Source organism: Sphingomonas faeni (assembly GCF_030817315.1).
Taxonomy (GTDB): Bacteria; Pseudomonadota; Alphaproteobacteria; order Sphingomonadales; family Sphingomonadaceae; genus Sphingomonas; species Sphingomonas faeni_C.
The window spans coordinates 1,417,362-1,433,529 of sequence record NZ_JAUSZF010000001.1; the positions used below are offsets into that span (position 1 = coordinate 1,417,362).

General features: G+C 68.0%; 14 protein-coding genes and 1 pseudogene. 10 read left to right on the forward strand and 5 right to left on the reverse strand.

Annotated elements, in window-relative coordinates:
* Nucleotides 1-76 precede the first annotated feature (76 nt).
* Complete coding sequence (gene rimO, locus QFZ54_RS06520; RefSeq protein ID WP_307085582.1) at nt 77-1,429, forward strand: 30S ribosomal protein S12 methylthiotransferase RimO; 1,353 nt, start codon at nt 77-79, stop codon at nt 1,427-1,429.
* Nucleotides 1,430-1,538: 109 nt separating this feature from the next.
* On the opposite strand, the gene QFZ54_RS06525 is transcribed toward rimO, so the two are convergent.
* Complete coding sequence (locus QFZ54_RS06525; protein ID WP_307085584.1) at nt 1,539-1,685, reverse strand: lmo0937 family membrane protein; 147 nt, start codon at nt 1,683-1,685, stop codon at nt 1,539-1,541.
* A 164-nt stretch (nt 1,686-1,849) separates the two neighbouring features.
* Between QFZ54_RS06525 and QFZ54_RS06530 the strand changes: the two genes are divergently transcribed.
* Nucleotides 1,850-3,241, forward strand: coding sequence for a serine hydrolase domain-containing protein (locus tag QFZ54_RS06530; protein ID WP_307085587.1), 1,392 nt, complete (start codon nt 1,850-1,852; stop codon nt 3,239-3,241).
* Nucleotides 3,238-4,623 carry a leucyl aminopeptidase family protein gene (locus QFZ54_RS06535; RefSeq protein ID WP_307085589.1) on the forward strand — a complete coding sequence of 462 codons (1,386 nt, stop codon included), beginning with the start codon at nt 3,238-3,240 and terminating at the stop codon, nt 4,621-4,623. Before QFZ54_RS06530 ends, QFZ54_RS06535 begins: the two co-directional genes overlap by 4 nt.
* 114 nt (nt 4,624-4,737) lie before the next feature.
* Here the strand turns inward: QFZ54_RS06535 and QFZ54_RS06540 are convergent, their stop codons facing one another.
* Both QFZ54_RS06540 and tpiA read right to left on the reverse strand, forming a co-directional pair.
* Nucleotides 4,738-5,436, reverse strand: a complete 699-nt coding sequence (locus QFZ54_RS06540; RefSeq protein ID WP_307085591.1) for a hypothetical protein — start codon at nt 5,434-5,436, stop codon at nt 4,738-4,740.
* A gap of 151 nt (nt 5,437-5,587) precedes the next feature.
* Nucleotides 5,588-6,299: pseudogene (tpiA, locus tag QFZ54_RS06545) on the reverse strand (triose-phosphate isomerase).
* A 206-nt stretch (nt 6,300-6,505) separates the two neighbouring features.
* Here tpiA and QFZ54_RS06550 point away from each other — a divergent pair.
* Both QFZ54_RS06550 and trpE read left to right on the forward strand, forming a co-directional pair.
* Complete coding sequence (locus QFZ54_RS06550; RefSeq protein ID WP_307085593.1) at nt 6,506-8,461, forward strand: peptidylprolyl isomerase; 1,956 nt, start codon at nt 6,506-6,508, stop codon at nt 8,459-8,461.
* A gap of 4 nt (nt 8,462-8,465) precedes the next feature.
* Complete coding sequence (gene trpE / locus QFZ54_RS06555) at nt 8,466-9,959, forward strand: anthranilate synthase component I (RefSeq protein ID WP_307085595.1); 1,494 nt, start codon at nt 8,466-8,468, stop codon at nt 9,957-9,959.
* Between the two features lie 84 nt (nt 9,960-10,043).
* Here trpE and QFZ54_RS06560 read toward each other — a convergent pair whose 3' ends face one another.
* On the reverse strand, nt 10,044-10,448 hold the full coding sequence (locus QFZ54_RS06560) for a hypothetical protein (RefSeq protein ID WP_307085597.1): 405 nt from the start codon (nt 10,446-10,448) through the stop codon (nt 10,044-10,046).
* A gap of 238 nt (nt 10,449-10,686) precedes the next feature.
* Here QFZ54_RS06560 and QFZ54_RS06565 point away from each other — a divergent pair, with 238 nt between their 5' ends.
* Genes QFZ54_RS06565 through moaC form a run of 4 tightly spaced genes read left to right on the forward strand, consistent with a single transcriptional unit; the run spans nt 10,687 to nt 13,601 of the window.
* A complete protein-coding gene (locus QFZ54_RS06565; RefSeq protein WP_307085599.1) occupies nt 10,687-11,370 on the forward strand; it encodes an anthranilate synthase component II in 684 nt (227 codons plus the stop codon).
* A complete protein-coding gene (gene trpD / locus QFZ54_RS06570; RefSeq protein WP_307085601.1) occupies nt 11,367-12,359 on the forward strand; it encodes an anthranilate phosphoribosyltransferase in 993 nt (330 codons plus the stop codon). The genes QFZ54_RS06565 and trpD overlap by 4 nt, the downstream gene beginning before the upstream one ends.
* Before the next feature lies 1 nt (nt 12,360).
* The gene (trpC, locus tag QFZ54_RS06575; protein WP_307085603.1) at nt 12,361-13,137 is read left to right on the forward strand and encodes an indole-3-glycerol phosphate synthase TrpC; all 777 of its coding nucleotides are present in this window, start codon (nt 12,361-12,363) and stop codon (nt 13,135-13,137) included.
* Complete coding sequence (gene moaC, locus QFZ54_RS06580) at nt 13,134-13,601, forward strand: cyclic pyranopterin monophosphate synthase MoaC (protein WP_307085604.1); 468 nt, start codon at nt 13,134-13,136, stop codon at nt 13,599-13,601. The genes trpC and moaC overlap by 4 nt, the downstream gene beginning before the upstream one ends.
* A gap of 92 nt (nt 13,602-13,693) precedes the next feature.
* Here moaC and QFZ54_RS06585 read toward each other — a convergent pair whose 3' ends face one another.
* A complete protein-coding gene (locus QFZ54_RS06585) occupies nt 13,694-14,431 on the reverse strand; it encodes an energy transducer TonB (protein ID WP_307085606.1) in 738 nt (245 codons plus the stop codon).
* Nucleotides 14,432-14,944: 513 nt separating this feature from the next.
* Between QFZ54_RS06585 and QFZ54_RS06590 the strand changes: the two genes are divergently transcribed.
* On the forward strand, nt 14,945-16,126 hold the full coding sequence (locus tag QFZ54_RS06590) for a molybdopterin molybdotransferase MoeA (protein ID WP_307085609.1): 1,182 nt from the start codon (nt 14,945-14,947) through the stop codon (nt 16,124-16,126).
* Nucleotides 16,127-16,168 lie beyond the last annotated feature (42 nt).

Here is a 16,168-nt window from a genome sequence, read left to right on the forward strand (position 1 = left end):
AATCCGCCCACCTATGGCGGAAGCGATTTCGCGCGCCTAGAAAAAACCGAACTTTGCGCCTATGTGCGCAGGCTTCATGGCAACATTACTTCCCTCCCCGCCGAAGATCGGCATGGTCTCGCTCGGCTGTCCGAAGAACCTCGTCGATAGCGAGCGGATTCTCACCCAGCTCCGCGGCGACGGCTATCAGATGTCGCCCGACTATGCCGGCGCCGACATCGTGCTCGTCAACACCTGCGGCTTCCTCGATTCCGCCAAGGAGGAGAGCCTCGAGGCGATCGGCGAAGCGATCGCCGAGAACGGCCGCGTCATCGTCACCGGCTGCATGGGCAAGGAAGCCGACGCGATCCGCGCGCGCTTCCCTCAGGTCCTCGCGATCACCGGCGCACACGAATACGAGCAGGTCGTCGGCGCGGTCCACGAAGCCGCGCCAATGCCGCCGTCCGCATTCCTGAACCTGATCCCCGACGCCGGCCTGAAGCTGACGCCGCGTCACTACAGCTATCTGAAGATCTCGGAGGGCTGCAACCATCGCTGCTCGTTCTGCATCATCCCGAGCTTGCGCGGCGACCTCGTCAGCCGCCGCCCCGACGCGATCCTGCGCGAGGCGGAAAAGCTCGTCGAAGCCGGTACCAAGGAACTGCTGGTCATCAGCCAGGACACCTCGGCGTATGGCGTAGACCTGCGCCATGCGAGCTGGCCGGTGAAGACGGGCGGCCCGATGGCGCGCGGCGAGGCCCGTGAGGTCCGCGCGCACATGACCGACCTGTCGCGCGAACTCGGCAAGATCGCGCCCTGGGTCCGCCTCCACTACGTCTACCCGTACCCGCACGTCGACCACGTCATCCCGCTGATGGCGGAAGGCCTCGTGCTGCCGTATCTCGACATCCCGTTCCAGCACGCCGCGCCATCGGTGCTGCGCCGGATGAAGCGCCCCGGCAACGATGCGAAGGTGCTCCAGCGCATCCACAACTGGCGCACGATCGCCCCCGACATCACGATCCGCTCGACCTTCGTCGTCGGCTTCCCCGGCGAGACCGAGGAGGATTTCCAGTATCTGCTCGACTGGCTCGACGAAGCGCAACTCGACCGCGTCGGCGCGTTCCGGTTCGAGCCTGTGGAGGGTGCGGCGGCGAACCTGCTCCCCGACCATGTGCCCGAGGAACTAAAGGAAGAGCGCTACGCCCGCATCATGGAAAAAACCGCGGCAATCTCCGCGGCCAAGTTGCAGTCAAAGATTGGTCGCACGCTCGACGTGATCATCGACGCGGTGGACGAAGAAGGCGCAACCGGCCGCTCGAAGGCGGATGCGCCGGAGATCGACGGCGAAGTGTTCCTCCGCGATGCCAGCCACCTGACGGTAGGCGACATCGTCCCCGTGACGATCGAAGACGCAGACGACCACGACCTTTACGGCGTCCCCGTCTGATCCCACTTACCGTTCTCCCACGAAAGCGGGAGCCCAGGAATCACGAACGGTACCGCTTGTGACCCTGGACTCCCGTCTGCGCGGAAGAACGGCTTAGTTCGCGGGTCCGTCAGACGACGCTGCGCCCGGTGAACAGCTTGATCAGAACGACGATGACCGCGATCACCAGCAGGATGTGGATCAGCCCGCCCGCGACGTGGAAGGCGAAGCCTGCCAGCCACAGGATGAGCAGGATGACGGCGATGGTGTACAACATTATTCGGTCCCCTTTGAGAGTATCGGCCTCCCGGCACGGGGTGAAACGTGGCTATAACGCGCCCTGTTCCGTCACCATTTCTGTCACATCCTAAGCCCCTCAACCCCCACGGAATAAAAATCACGGCGTTGCGCACGCCGACAGGTTCTGCTTCGTTGGTCGCCATGATCCTCCGCCTTCTCGCCGTCGCCGCGCTCTTGCCGGCCCCCGCCATCGCGCAATCGCTAACCCCAGCAGAAACCGCGCAGATCGACACGCTGGTGACCGGCGCGCTCGGCGACACCGGCGTGCCGTCCGCCTCGATCGCGGTCGTTCGCGGCGGGCGGATCGTGTTCGCCAAGGCCTATGGCAAACCCTCCGAAGCGATCGCCACTGCCGACCCGAAGCTCCCGTACCAGATCGCCTCGATCTCGAAGCAGTTCACCGCCGCTGCGGTCCTGCTGCTCGAAGACGAGGGCAAGCTGTCGCTCGACGACACCATCGCCAAATACATCCCCGGCATCACCGGCGGCGACCGCATCACGATCCGCCAACTGCTCAGCCACACCTCCGGCCTCCAGGATTACTGGCCGCAGGATTACAGTTTCGCGGCGATGGCCAAGCCTGTCACGCCACAGCAGATCGTCGATCGCTGGGCCAAGAAGCCGCTCGATTTCCAGCCCGGCACGCAGTGGCAATATTCAAACACGGGCTATGTCGTCGCCGGCATGATCGTCGAGAAGGTCGCACACCAACCGCTGCTAAGCTTCCTCCAGCAACGCATCTTCAAGCCGCTCGACATCCGCGCGCTCGACCAGGACAAGGCGATCGGCAAGGCGTTCCCGCAAGGCTATGGCCGCTTCGCACTCGGCCCCGTCCGCCCCGAAACACCCAGCGCAGACGGCTGGCTCTACGCCGCCGGCGAACTCTCGATGAGCGCCCAGGACCTCGCCAAATGGGACGTCGCGCGGTTGAACCGCACCACGCTCCCCGCCGACGACTGGGCCGCGCAGGAAACGCCCGTCAAGCTCGCCGACGGCAGCAGCAACGGCTACGGCCTCGGCGTCTTCACCGGCAGCGCGAACGGCAGCCGCTATGTCGAGCACAGCGGCGAAGCGGTCGGCTTCCTGTCGGAGAACACCGTCTACCCTGACGACAAGGCCGCGATCGTCGTCCTCACCAACAGCTGGTTCAGCGACGCGACGGGCCGCATCGCCGCCGGCGTCGCCAAGATCGTCCTGCAGCCCGCCGCCGCAAGCGCCGAAGACACCGCCGCCCTCGCCCACGCCCGCGCCGTCTACGACCAGCTCCGCACCGGCACGCTCGACCGCAAGGGCCTGACCGAGGACGCCAACTATTACTTCAAGCCGGTCGCGCTCGCCGATTACAGGGCCAGCCTCGGCGCGCTCGGCGACCCCACCGCGTTCGCACAAACCGGCAAGACCCGCTTGCGCGGCGGCTTCGTCAACCGCACCTACCGCATCACCTATCCCGACCGCGCGCTATCGCTCAGCGCCTATGCCGAGCCCGGCGCGACCGGCCGATACGAACAACTTTTGGTGGCACCCGCACAATGACTGATTTCGCTTCGATGCTCCAACCCGACCGCGGCCAGCCCGCGCGGACGATCCACGTCGTCCATCCCGATACCTATGAAGGCTGGCTCGCCAAGCAGTCGCAGCGCATCCGCACGACCGTCGCCGCGCACCGGCTGACCGGCAAGCCCGGTGACCGCGCGGTCTTGCCGGGCGACACCGCCGACGACTGGTCGATGCTGCTGGTCTGCAACGAGGCGCTGACGTCGCCGTGGCGGATCGCCTCGCTCGGCGCGTCGCTGCCTGCGGGTTCGTATCGCCTTGCGGAGGGGCCGGTCGGTGCCGCCGGGCTCGGCTGGATGCTCGCCCAGCACCAGTTCACGCGGTACGTGAAGCCCGACGCGACCGGCCCGCGCATACTCCTGGCCGCCGATGCCGCGCATATCGACGAAACCGTGCGCCTAGTCGAAGCCACCGCGCTCGTCCGCGATCTGGTCAACACCGGCGCGTCCGACATGGGCCCCGCGGACCTCGAAGCCGCCGCCGAAGCGCTCGCCAAGCGCTACGGCGCGACCGTCACGACCACGCGAGGCGATGCACTCGCGACCGCCTACCCGATGATCCACGCCGTCGGCCAGGCCGCCAGCAAGGACCGCGCGCCGCGCCTGATCGAACTCGAATGGGGCGACCCCTCGCACCCCCGCATCGCGCTGGTCGGCAAGGGCGTCACGTTCGACACCGGCGGGCTCGACATCAAGCCGTCCGCCGGCATGCGGCTGATGAAGAAGGACATGGGCGGCGGCGCGCACGCGCTCGCGCTCGCGAGCCTGGTGATGGCCGCCAAGCTGCCGGTCCGCCTCCACCTCCTGATCCCCGCGGTCGAGAACTCCATCGCCGGCAACGCCTTCCGTCCCGGCGACGTGCTCGCCACGCGCAAGGGCCTGACGGTCGAGAACACCAACACCGACGCCGAAGGTCGCCTCGTCCTCGGCGATGCGCTGACCAAGGCTGGCGAGAGCAACCCCGAACTGATCCTCGACTTCGCCACGCTGACCGGCGCGGCCCGCGTCGCGCTGGGCCCGGACCTGCCGCCGCTGTTCACCGACGACGAATCGCTAGCCGCCGACCTGCTCGCGGCCGGCATCGCGGAGGGTGACCAGATGTGGCGCCTGCCACTCTGGAACGGCTATGACGAGATGTTGAAGTCGGACGTGGCGGACATGGTGAATGCCCCCGAAGGCGGCTTTGCCGGCGCGGTCACCGCCGCGCTCTTCCTGCGCCGGTTCGTGCCGAAGGGCGCGGCCTGGGCGCATCTCGACGTCTTCGCGTGGCGACCGTCGGCCAAGCCGGGGCGGCCGAAAGGCGGCGAAGCCTACGCCCTGCGCGCGGCCTTCGCGATGCTGGCGAAGCGGTACAGCGCCTAGCCCGTTCCCCCGCGGAGGCGGGGGGCCAGGGTTACGAACGCTACCCTGTGAGATCCTGGGCCCCCGCCTCCGCGGGGGAACACGGTGGTGCTCGCTACAGTGGCGAAGACGGTCTCACCCCGTCGCAAACTGCCCGAACGGCAGCAACTTATCCGCCAGCGCCTTCGTCGCATTCGCATCGCCAGCGCGAAGCGGCACCAGCACTGCCAACGCGGCTTTCCGCACATACCCGTCGATCGCGCTCGGCGTCGGCGCCCTGCTCGCCGTCTCCAGCAGCGCACGCCCCCGCGCATCGTTCGGATCCAGTTCCAGCCGCAGCAACCCCGCCAACCCGGCGAACATCGCGCGATTACCACCCAGCGCGACCGACCGATCGAGCGCCTCGAACCCGGTCGCCTTCTGCGCACCCGCCACCGCACGCCCGACGAACCGCCCGAGCTTTGCGATCACCCCGACATGCCACGCCCCCAGCGCCGCCTGCGCCTCGGCATTCCGCGGATACCGCGTCACCAGCGCCTCGTATTGCTTCCGCGCGGCGATCGCCTGCCCGCGATTGCCAAGCAGTTTCGCACGATAGCCGTTCGCCATGGCCTGCATGATCGCCGCCTCCTGATCGTTTGGCGAGCGGCTCAGCGCCTGTCCCGCGACCGCCGCCGCCTTGTCGATCCGCGCCAACGCGACCCCGCGGTCACGATCGACGAAGCCGGCCTGAGTCAGCAATTCCCGCGGCGTCTCGGCCCGAGCAGGAATCGCAGACGCCACCGCACAGACCGCGATCGTGGCGCCTACGCATCCGGGAAACCATCTGGCCATAAAAACCCTCGCACGAAAGCCGCGTCACGCCGACCAACGATCATGTCGCCGAATCGCCCACCAATCCTAAGATCCCACCAACCCTAAGATCATAGGGTTTATCGAGACTTAACGCTGTACGACGCAAGCATTCCAGGAACCCAAGGGCCCGTCAAAGAGAAGCCGCCGCCTCGATGATCGGCACGAACTTCTCCGCGGTCAGGCTCGCACCACCCACCAGCGCGCCATCGACGTTCGGAGTCGCGAGGATGAGTGCCGCGTTCGCACCGGTCACCGAGCCACCGTACAGGATCCGTACCCCCGCCGCGGCATCGCCGATCAGCATCCGCAACTTGGCGCGCGCGATGGCGTGGATCGCCGCGATCTCGTCGAGCGTCGGCGTGCGCCCGGTACCGATCGCCCAACGCGGCTCATAGGCCAGCGTAAACCAGCTGCCGTCCGCATTGTCCGGCACCGACTTTTCGATCTGCGCCTGCACGACACGCTCGGCGCGATCCGCGTCGCGCTCCGCCTCGGTCTCGCCGCAGCACAGGATCACGTTCAGCCCCTGCCGCCGCGCCGCCGCCGCTTTCGCCCACGCATCGTGGCTGGTCTCATGCTGGTCCGCACGCCGCTCGGAATGGCCGACGATCGTGAACGACGCACCGACCTCCTTCACCATACCCGCCGACACGCACCCGGTATGCGCGCCCGAGTCCGGCCTCGTGCACGTCCTCCGCACCGATGGCGAGGTTCGGCACGCGCTCCGACGCCGCCGCGATCAGCGTGAACGGCACCGCGACCGACACGTCGACGCCGGGTGCAGCGCTCGCCGCCGCCGCGATCGCGTCGAGTTCGACGAGCATCGCCCGCGACCCGTTCATCTTCCAGTTTCCCGCTACCAGCTTGCGCCGCATCACTATCTCCCCGAACATTTTGCCCAGCGATAGCGCCGCCCCCGTGCCGCACAACCCCCGCGCGCGCCTGTCGACGGCCGCCCGAGCCCGCACGACCTTGAAGCGCCCGACTTGAAGAGCCGCCCTCGCCCCCGTAAAGCAACCGCGTTCCCATCCCTGTCGATCGGCTTTCCATGCTCGCTTTCTTTCGCCGCCTTACCCATTCGAAGGTCGGCGTGGTCATCACCTTCATCGTGCTCGGCGTGATCGCGCTCGCATTCGCGGCCGGCGATATCACGGGCTTGAGCTCGATGACCGGCGGCGCAGGGATCACCGGCGGCGACGTGGCCAAGGTCGGCAAGGCCGAGGTCACCGAGAACGAGCTGAAGACGCAGGCGCAGACCCAGCTCGAAGGCTTCCGCCAGGAACAGCCGACGCTCGACATGGCGACCTTCGTCAACCAGGGCGGGCTCGACGGCACGCTCGACCGGATCATGTCCAGCATGGCGCTCGAGCAGTTCGGCCGTGCGCAGGGCATGGTCGTCAGCAAGCGCGCCGTCGATGGCCAGATCGCCAGCATCCCCGCGCTGCAGGGCCCGACGGGCAAGTTCGACGAGAATCTCTACCGCCAGGTGCTAGCCCAGCGGAAGCTGACCGACGCGCAGATCCGCAGCGACATCGTACGCGACACCTATGCGCAGCAGCTGACGATCCCAAGCACCGGCGCGACGCAGGTCGCCAGCCAGCTCGCGCTCCCTTACGCCTCGCTGCTGCTCGAAAAGCGCACCGGCACGATCGGCTTCATCCCCGCCGCGGGGGTCCCCGCCGGCCCCGCGCCGAGCGACGCTGACCTCGCCACCTTCTACAAGCGCAACATCGCACGCTACACCGTGCCGGAGCGCCGCATCGTCCGCTACGCGGTCATCTCGCCCGATCAGGTCAAGGCGCAGGCCGTTCCGACCGATGCCGAGATCGCCAAGACCTATCAGCAGGATCGCGCACGCTATGCCGCGACCGAAAAGCGCACGATCACGCAGGTCGTCGTCGCCGATCAGGCCGGTGCCAACGCGATCGCCGCCAAGGTGAAGGCCGGCACCAGCCTCGCCGACGCCGCGCGCGCCGCGGGTCTCGAAGCGTCGACCCAGACCGGCGTCGAGAAGGCCGCCTATGCCGGTACGACGTCAGCACAGGTCGCCGATGCCGCATTCGCCGCAGCCAGCGGTGCGGTGATCGGCCCGGTTCGTACGCCGCTCGGCTGGACCGTCGCCAAGATCGACAGAATCGAGAACGTCCCCGGCCGCACCCTCGACCAGGTGCGTGGCGAAATCGCCGCCGCGCTAGGCATCCAGAAGTCGGCCGCGGCCCTGTCCGCGATCCACGACAAGATCGACGATTCGCTCTCGGGCAACGCCACCTTCGACGAGGTGGTCGCCGACCAGAAGCTCACGCCCGTCACCACGCCTGCGCTGATCGCCAACGGCATCAATCCCGACGACGACGCCAGCAAGCCCGATCCCGCGATCGCGCCGCTGGTCGCCGCCGCGTTCCAGGCGGCTGAGGGCGATGGCCCGCAGCTCGTCCAACTCGGCACAGATGGCGGGTTCGCCGTCGTCGCGCTCGGCCGGGTCGTTCCCGCCACCCCGCGTCCGCTGGCGCAGGTGCGCGCCGCCGTGCTGCGCGACGTTAGCGCCGACCGCGCGCGTCAGGCTGCGCGGAAAGTTGCCGCGGACGTGCTCGCACGGATCAACAAGGGCATGCCGATCGCGCAGTCGCTGGCGCAGACCAAGCTGCCGATCCCCGCACCGCGTCCGGTGACCGCGTCGCGTGCGCAGATTGCCGCCGATCCGCGTGGTGCGCCGCCCGCACTCGCGCTGATGTTCAGCATGGCGCCGAACACCGCCAAGACGCTCGCCGCGCCCGACGACAGCGGCTGGTTCGTCATCAAGCTCGACAGCATCGCCAGCGGCAACGCGGCGGGCAACGACGCCGCGATCAAGGCCGCGCGCGCCAATATCGGCCGGTCGGTCGGTCGCGAATATGTCGAGCAGTTCGCCAAGGCGGTCCGTGCAGAGGTCGGCGTGAAGACCAACGCGACATCGCTCGCGCGCGTCCGTGCCGACCTGCTCGGCCAGGGCGGCACCGGGAACTGATCGTATGACGAGCGCGCGGGAAGCCTTGGCCGATGGGCGCCCCGCGCTCGTCTGGCGTCGTCAGGTCGCCGACACCGAAACGCCGGTCGCCGCCGCGCTGAAGCTCATCGAGCCGGGGCGTGGCGACTTCCTGCTCGAATCGGTCGAGGGCGGCGAAACCCGCGGTCGCCACAGCCTGATCGGCCTCGCCCCAGACCTCCTGTTCCGCGCGCACGGCCACAGCGCCGAGATCAACCGCCACTGGGCGACCGATCGCGACACGTTCGAGCCGTGCCCGGTGCCGACCCTAGACGCGTTGCGGATGCTTGTCGCCGAGTGCCGCGCGGAGGTTCCCGCCGAGCTGCCGCGCGCGCTCGCCTGCCTCGTCGGCTATTTCGGCTATGAGACAATCGGGCTGGTCGAGGACCTGCCGCAGCCGCCGGTCGATCCGCTCGGCCTGCCCGACATGATCTTCGTGCGGCCGACCGTCGTGCTCGTGTTCGATCGCCTGACCGACGCGCTGTACCTCGTCGCGCCGGCGTGGCCGGATCCTGCGCGTGATGCCGACGCGATCGTGACCGATGCGGAAGAGCGTCTCGACGCGGTCGCGGCCAAGCTCGCCAGCACCCCCGTCCCCGCGCCGATCCGTGCCGACGTCGCCGAACCCGCCTACACGCCGGCACTGCCCGAGGGCCGCTACGGCGAGATGGTCGCCACCGCGAAGGACTATATCCTCGCCGGCGACATCTTTCAGGTGGTGCTCGCCCAGCGCTTCAGCACGCCGTTCGCGCTGCCGCCGTTCGAGCTCTACCGCTCGCTACGGCGCATCAACCCGTCGCCGTTCCTCTATCATCTCGACCTGCCCGGCTTCGCGCTGATCGGCTCGAGCCCCGAGATCCTCGTCCGCGTCCGCGACGACGAGGTGACGATCCGCCCGATCGCCGGCACCCGCCCGCGCGGCAAGACCGCTGCCGAGGACGAGGCGAACCGCGTCAGCCTGCTCGCCGACCCGAAGGAGCGCGCGGAACACCTGATGCTGCTCGATCTCGGCCGCAACGATGTCGGCCGCGCCGCCTCGCCCGGCTCGGTCAAGGTGACCGCCAGCTACGGCGTCGAGTTCTACAGCCACGTCATGCACATCGTCTCGAACGTCGTCGGTACGCTCTCCCCCGACAAGGACGCGCTCGACGCGCTGTTCGCCGGTTTCCCCGCCGGCACCGTCAGCGGTGCGCCAAAGGTTCGCGCCTGCCAGATCATCGCCGAGTTGGAACCCGAACGCCGCGGCGCGTACGCAGGCGGGGTCGGCTATTTCTCCCCCGACGGCTCGATGGACTCGTGCATAGTCCTGAGGACCGCGGTGGTGAAGGACGGCACCATCCACGTCCAGGCCGGTGCCGGCATCGTCGCCGACAGCATCCCCGAATACGAACAGCGTGAGTGCGAGGCCAAGGCCGGCGCGATCCTCGCCGCTGCCCGCGAGGCCGTGAGCCGGGCGAAAGCACCCAGCTTCGGTCAGTAATTCCTTAGACAAAATGTTTCCCCGCAAAGGCGGGGACCCAGACTGGGCTCCCGCCCTCGCGGGAAAACAATAACTTCTGCTATGTTACGGCGTCGTATCAGTCTCGCTCGCCGGGGCACGACGTTCCGCCGCATAGGCGTTGTTGCGTGCAAGGAAGCAGCCCGACTGGCCACCGGTGCCGACCGCCGAACACGTATCCGGCAACCCGCCTGCGACGCGACCGATCTGGTCCATCGACGCCGCGCGGTTCACCCAACTCTGGTTCTGCGCCGCGATCGGCTTGTCCTCGCGCAGCGACTTCGGAATGCGATAGGGCTGGTCTAGCGTCGAGCACACCACGACTTCGCCGGCGGTCGATTTGGGACATGCCTGACCGCCGGTCAGCGTCACGCTTCGGATACGCTGCGGCGGCGTGTCCACCTGCGCGTCCTGGGCATAGGCCATGCCGGGGAGTGCGATCAGTGCAGCGAGGACGACGGTACGAAACATCGGTTAAGCTCCTTTGAACGGATAACGTCCGTCCCGCGGCATTTGCTCCGCGCCGAATGATGCGCCGCCTGCAGATCGGATATAGGGACGACCTCGCCGATCCGCGACTGCCACGTGGCGAAATCGGGGCAGTCCGTCGCAACGTCATCGATGCGCCTAACATTCACATGCCGCCAAGTTACAGGGGCAAGTTGCAGCGGCATGTTGCGCCCCGCCCCGCTTAGGCTATGGCGGCGCCATGATCCTCGTCGTCGACAATTACGACAGCTTCACCTGGAACCTCGTCCATTACCTGATGGAACTGGGCGTCGAGGTGGAGGTCGTCCGCAACGATGCGATCTCCGCCGGGCAGGCTCTGTCGTCGGGCGCGGACGCGTTCCTCATTTCCCCCGGCCCCTGCACGCCGACCGAGGCAGGCGTCAGCCTCGACCTCGTCGCGGCCTGCGCGGATGCCGGCAAGCCGTTGCTCGGCGTGTGCCTCGGCCATCAGGCGATCGGCCAGCATTTCGGCGGCAAGGTCGAGCGCGGCGGCCTCATGCACGGCAAGACCTCGCCCGTGCTCCACGACGACACCGGCTTGTATGCGGGGTTGCCCTCCCCCTTCATCGCCACGCGCTATCACTCGCTGATCGTCAACGCGGTGCCGGACACGCTGGTGGTGAATGCGACCGCAGAGGACGGCACGGTCATGGGCTTCCGACACAAGACGCTGCCGATCCACGGCGTTCAGTTCCACCCGGAAAGCATCGCGACCGAACACGGCCACGAGATGCTCGCCAATTTCCTGAAGATAGCCGACATCCCCCACATACTCCCCTCCCGCCTGCGGGAGGGGTCGGGGGAGGGCAGCGCCGCACCCACGACGTTGGCTGGCCAGGAAGCCCCTCCCCTAACCCCTCCCGCGAGCGGAAGGGGAATATGACAACGACTACGCTCCTCCCGGACCCGACCTCGTCCCTGTCGCGCGAATCCGCCCGCGAGGCGTTCGCCGACATCCTCGACGCGCGCGCCAGCGACGACGCGATCGCCACCTTCCTCACCGATCTCGCGACCCGCGGCGAGACCAGCATTGAGATCGCCGAAGCCGCCCGCGCACTCCGCAACCGGATGATCCCGATCGACGCCCCCGCCGGCGCGATCGACGTCTGCGGCACCGGCGGCGACGGCCACCACACCTTGAACGTCTCGACCGCCGTCGCGCTCGTCGTCGCCGCGACCGGCGTGCCCGTCGCCAAGCACGGCAACCGCGCCGCCTCCAGCAAAGCCGGCGCCGCCGACACGCTGGAAGTGCTCGGACTCGACATGGACCGCGCCGGCGCCACCGCGGAGGCGAGCCTCAACGAGATCGGCATCGCCTTCCTGTTCGCCGCCAACCACCACCCGGCGATGAAGCGCATCACCCCGATCCGTCAGCGCATCGGCCGTCGCACGATCTTCAACCTGATGGGCCCGCTCGCCAACCCGGCCGGCACTACCCGCCAGCTGATCGGCATCGCCCGCCCCGATTACGTCGCGCTCTACGCCGACGCGCTCGAACAACTCGGCACCGAAGCCGCACTCGTCGTCTCGGGCGAAGAAGGCCTCGACGAACTGTCGGGCGCCGGCCCCAGCATCGTCGCCTCGGTCGGCAGCGTCGCGCTCCCCGCAAGGATCACGCCCGAAGACGCCGGCCTCACCCGCCACGCCACCACCGATATCCGCGGCGGCGACGCGGCCCACAACGCCGACGCGCTCCGCCGCCTGCTCAAGGGCGAGGCGGGACCCTACCGCGACGCCGTCCTGCTCAACGCCGCCGCCGCCTTGATGGTCGCCGGCACCGTCCCCACTCTCGTCGAAGGCGCCGCGCAAGCCGCCGCCGCCCTCGACACCGGCAGCGCCGACGCGCTGCTCGCCCGCTGGATCGCCTACTGACATGACCATGCTCGACCGTATCCTCGAGACCAAGCGCGCCGAAGTCGCTGCGCGGAAAGCCACGACCTCGCTAGCCGATATCGACGCCGGCATCGCCCGGATGTCGAAGCCACGCGGCTTCCGCGCCGCACTCGATGCAAAGACCGGCTACGCACTGGTCGCCGAGGTCAAGAAGGCCAGCCCCTCGAAGGGCCTGATCCGCGCCGACTTCGACCCCGTCGCGCACGCCCGCGCGTACGAAGCCGGCGGTGCCGCGTGCCTGTCGGTGCTGACCGACGAAAAGTGGTTCCAGGGCTCAGACGCGTATCTGACCGCCGCCCGCGACGCAGTCTCGATCCCGGTCCTGCGCAAGGATTTCATGGTCGACCCGTGGCAGTCGACCGAGGCGCGCGCGATCGGCGCCGACTGCATCCTGATCATCGTCGCCGCGCTCGACGACATCCAGATGGCCGAGATCGAGGCGTCCGCGCTCGAATGCGGGATGGACGTGCTGGTCGAGGTCCACGACGCGCATGAAATGGAGCGCGCGCTACGGCTCAAGTCGCGCCTGATCGGCGTCAACAACCGCGACCTGCGCGACTTCACCGTCGACTTCCAGCGCACCTACGATCTCGTCGGCAAGGCGCCCAAGGACTGCACCTTCGTCGCCGAAAGCGGCCTCACAACCCGCGCAGAACTCGACGCGATGGCCGAGCACGACATCCACTGCTTCCTGATCGGCGAAGCGCTCATGCGCCAGGACGACATCGAAGCCGCAACGCGCGCTCTCGTCGGATGACCGGCCTCACCCACATCGACGAAGCCGGCGCGGCAAGAATGGTCGACGTCGGCGGCAAGGCGGTCACCGCCCGCGAGGCCGTCGCCTCCGGCCGCATCACCATGTCCACCGAAGCCGCCACGGCAATCGGCGCCGGCACCGCGAAGAAGGGCGACGTCCTGGCGGTAGCCCGCGTCGCCGGCATCATGGCCGCCAAGCGCACCAGCGACCTGATCCCGCTATGCCACCCGCTCCCGCTGACAAAGGTCGAGATCGACCTAGTCGTCGACGAAACCGGCGTAACCGCCACCGCCACCGCCTCGACCGAAGGCAAGACCGGCGTCGAAATGGAAGCGCTCACTGCCGCAACGGTCACGCTCCTCACGATCTACGACATGGCCAAGGCCATCGACAAAACAATGGTCCTCTCAGACATCCGCGTCCGCGCGAAATCCGGCGGCAAATCCGGAAACTGGACCGCCTAACGAGGAACCCTCTCCCCAAAGGGGAGAGGGAAAGACGCCAAAGGCGGCGAGGGTGAGGGCAAGCCAAACAGAACGCGCTCGGCTATGGCCCCTCAATCCCCATCCATAGACCAGTCGTGGCTCTCCACGATCGTAGACTCCACCGGCCGCCCCGCCGCATCCAGCGAAGGGTCATACCGAAACCGCTGTTCGATCAACCGGCACGTCAGGTCATCCAGCACCCGGCTCCCGCTAGACCGCGTCACCCGGCACCGCGACACCCGCCCATTGGTCTGGACCAAATACCGCACGAACACCCGCCCCCGGATCCCCGTCTCTGCGGCCTCGCGCGGATAATCCGAGTCCCTCAACCGCCCGCTGCGCCACTCCGGCGGTGTTTCCTCACCGCCGCCGCCGTCGCCGTCTCCATACCCGCCGCTGCCGGTCCCATTACCGATCCCGCCACTCCCGGTCCCCGGCCCGCGAACGTTCGAAGCCCCCGAAGTCGCCTCCGCACCCACCCCAGCCTTCTCCGCCACCACGACAGGCGGCGGCACGACGATCGGCACGATCTGCGGCGGCGCCACCACCTCGGTAGCCTTCGACTTCAGGTTAGACGGCGACGCAGCCCCCTCGGGCTTACGGCTAGGCGACGGCCGAGGCCTGACCTTCTCCTCGGGCGGCGGTGGCGGAGGCGGCGCCGCATCGAACACCTTCAACGCATCGGTCACCGCTCCCGGCATCGTCACCACCAGCCCCGACAGCAGCGCATAACCAAGCATCCCCGGCAGCAGCACCGCACCCACCGCCGCCCCGATCCTGTCTTTCGCCCGAGGCGTATAGCGTGTCATCATACTGATCTGGTGTCTCTTTCCCCCAAACAAAGCCCCGCGCGCCATGAACGCGCACTGGCCAAGCCCCCAGAAGACCCGATCGCGACCAACCCACACCCGTCATCGCAGAAGAAGCGCGCCGCCCACCCAAATAAAAATACCACCCCGGCGAAGGCCGGGGCCCAGTTGGGAAAGCCGACGCAATAACGAGCGACGTCCGCCCAACACTTGTTTCCCCGCGAAGGCGGGGACCCAGCCTGGGCTCCCGCCTTCGCGGGAGAACAAGGAGGAGGTAACTAACGTACGATACCCGTCAGCTCAAAGCGCCCCAATCAATCCGCAACCCACACCCCACTAACCCAACAACACCTGTCCTACACACCAGACCCATGGCAAAGCGCGGAACATACCCACGCACCCTGCGCTTCCCCCATACGAAACCGCCCCAAGGCACAAACCGCCAAACTGCTCCCAGCGTCTATACTTCCTATACTTCACTTTTCAGAAACGCCCGAAAACAGAGTCTTACGCATGACCCTAGTCCCCGTCGCCGAAGCCCAGACCCGCCTCTTCGCCATGGCCCCCCGCGTCGGCAGTGAGGCCGTGGCGTTACGCGAAGCCGCCGGCCGCTGGGCCGCGGAGGACATCCTCGCCCGCCGCACGCAGCCGGCCGCCGACCTCTCGGCGATGGACGGCTACGCGATCCGCTTTGAAGACCTCCCCGGCCCCTGGAAAGTCATCGGCGAAAGCGCCGCCGGCCGCCCCTTCATCGGCAAAGTCGCCCCCGGAGAAGCCACGCGAATCTTCACCGGCGCAGCGATGCCCGAAGGCGCCGACACCGTCATGGTCCAGGAAGAGGCCGAACGGGACGGCGAAACCCTGATCCTCGCCGGCGAAGGCCCGGAGACATTCGGCCGCAACACCCGCCGCAAAGGCCTCGACTTCACGACCGGCACCCGCCTGATCGCCGCCGGCGACCGCCTCAGCCCCGCGCGCATCGCGGTCGCCGCGACCGGCGGCCATGGCAGCCTCACCGTCAACCGCCGCGTCCGCGTCGCCGTCGCCGCCACCGGAGACGAACTCGTCCCCCCCGGCTCGACGACCGACGGCGTCGCACTCCCCGAATCGAACGGCATCATGCTGGCGGCAATGCTCGCCGACATGCCCGTCGACATCATCGACCTCGGCATCCTGCCCGACAATCTCGAAATCCTGCGCGAGGCGTTCGCCAGCGTGCAGGCCGACCTGCTCGTCACCACCGGCGGTGCGTCGGTCGGCGATCACGACCTGGTCCGCCCCGCAATCGAGGCGGCCGGCGGCACGATAGATTTCTGGCGGATTGCCCTGCGCCCCGGCAAGCCGATGATGGCCGGCCGGATCGGCGAGATGATGGTGCTCGGCCTCCCCGGCAACCCGGTCTCCGCGTTCGTCACCGCCACGCTGTTCGTGAAGCCGGTCGTGGCGCACATGGCCGGCGCGCGCGACCCGCTCCCTCAGTCGACCCACGCGCTGCTCGGCGAAGACCTCCCCGCCAACAATGCTCGGACCGACTATCTCCGCGCCGAACTCCGCGACGGCAAGGCCTATGCCTCGACGATCCAGGACAGCTCGATGCTCCTCACGCTGGCCCGCTCGACCTGCCTGATCGTCCGCGCCGGCAACGCGCCGGTGGCATACGAAGGCGAATCGGCGGAAATCCTCGTTATCGCGTGATACGGACGCTTGACGGCGTTAATTATGTTCCATAGAAGTTCC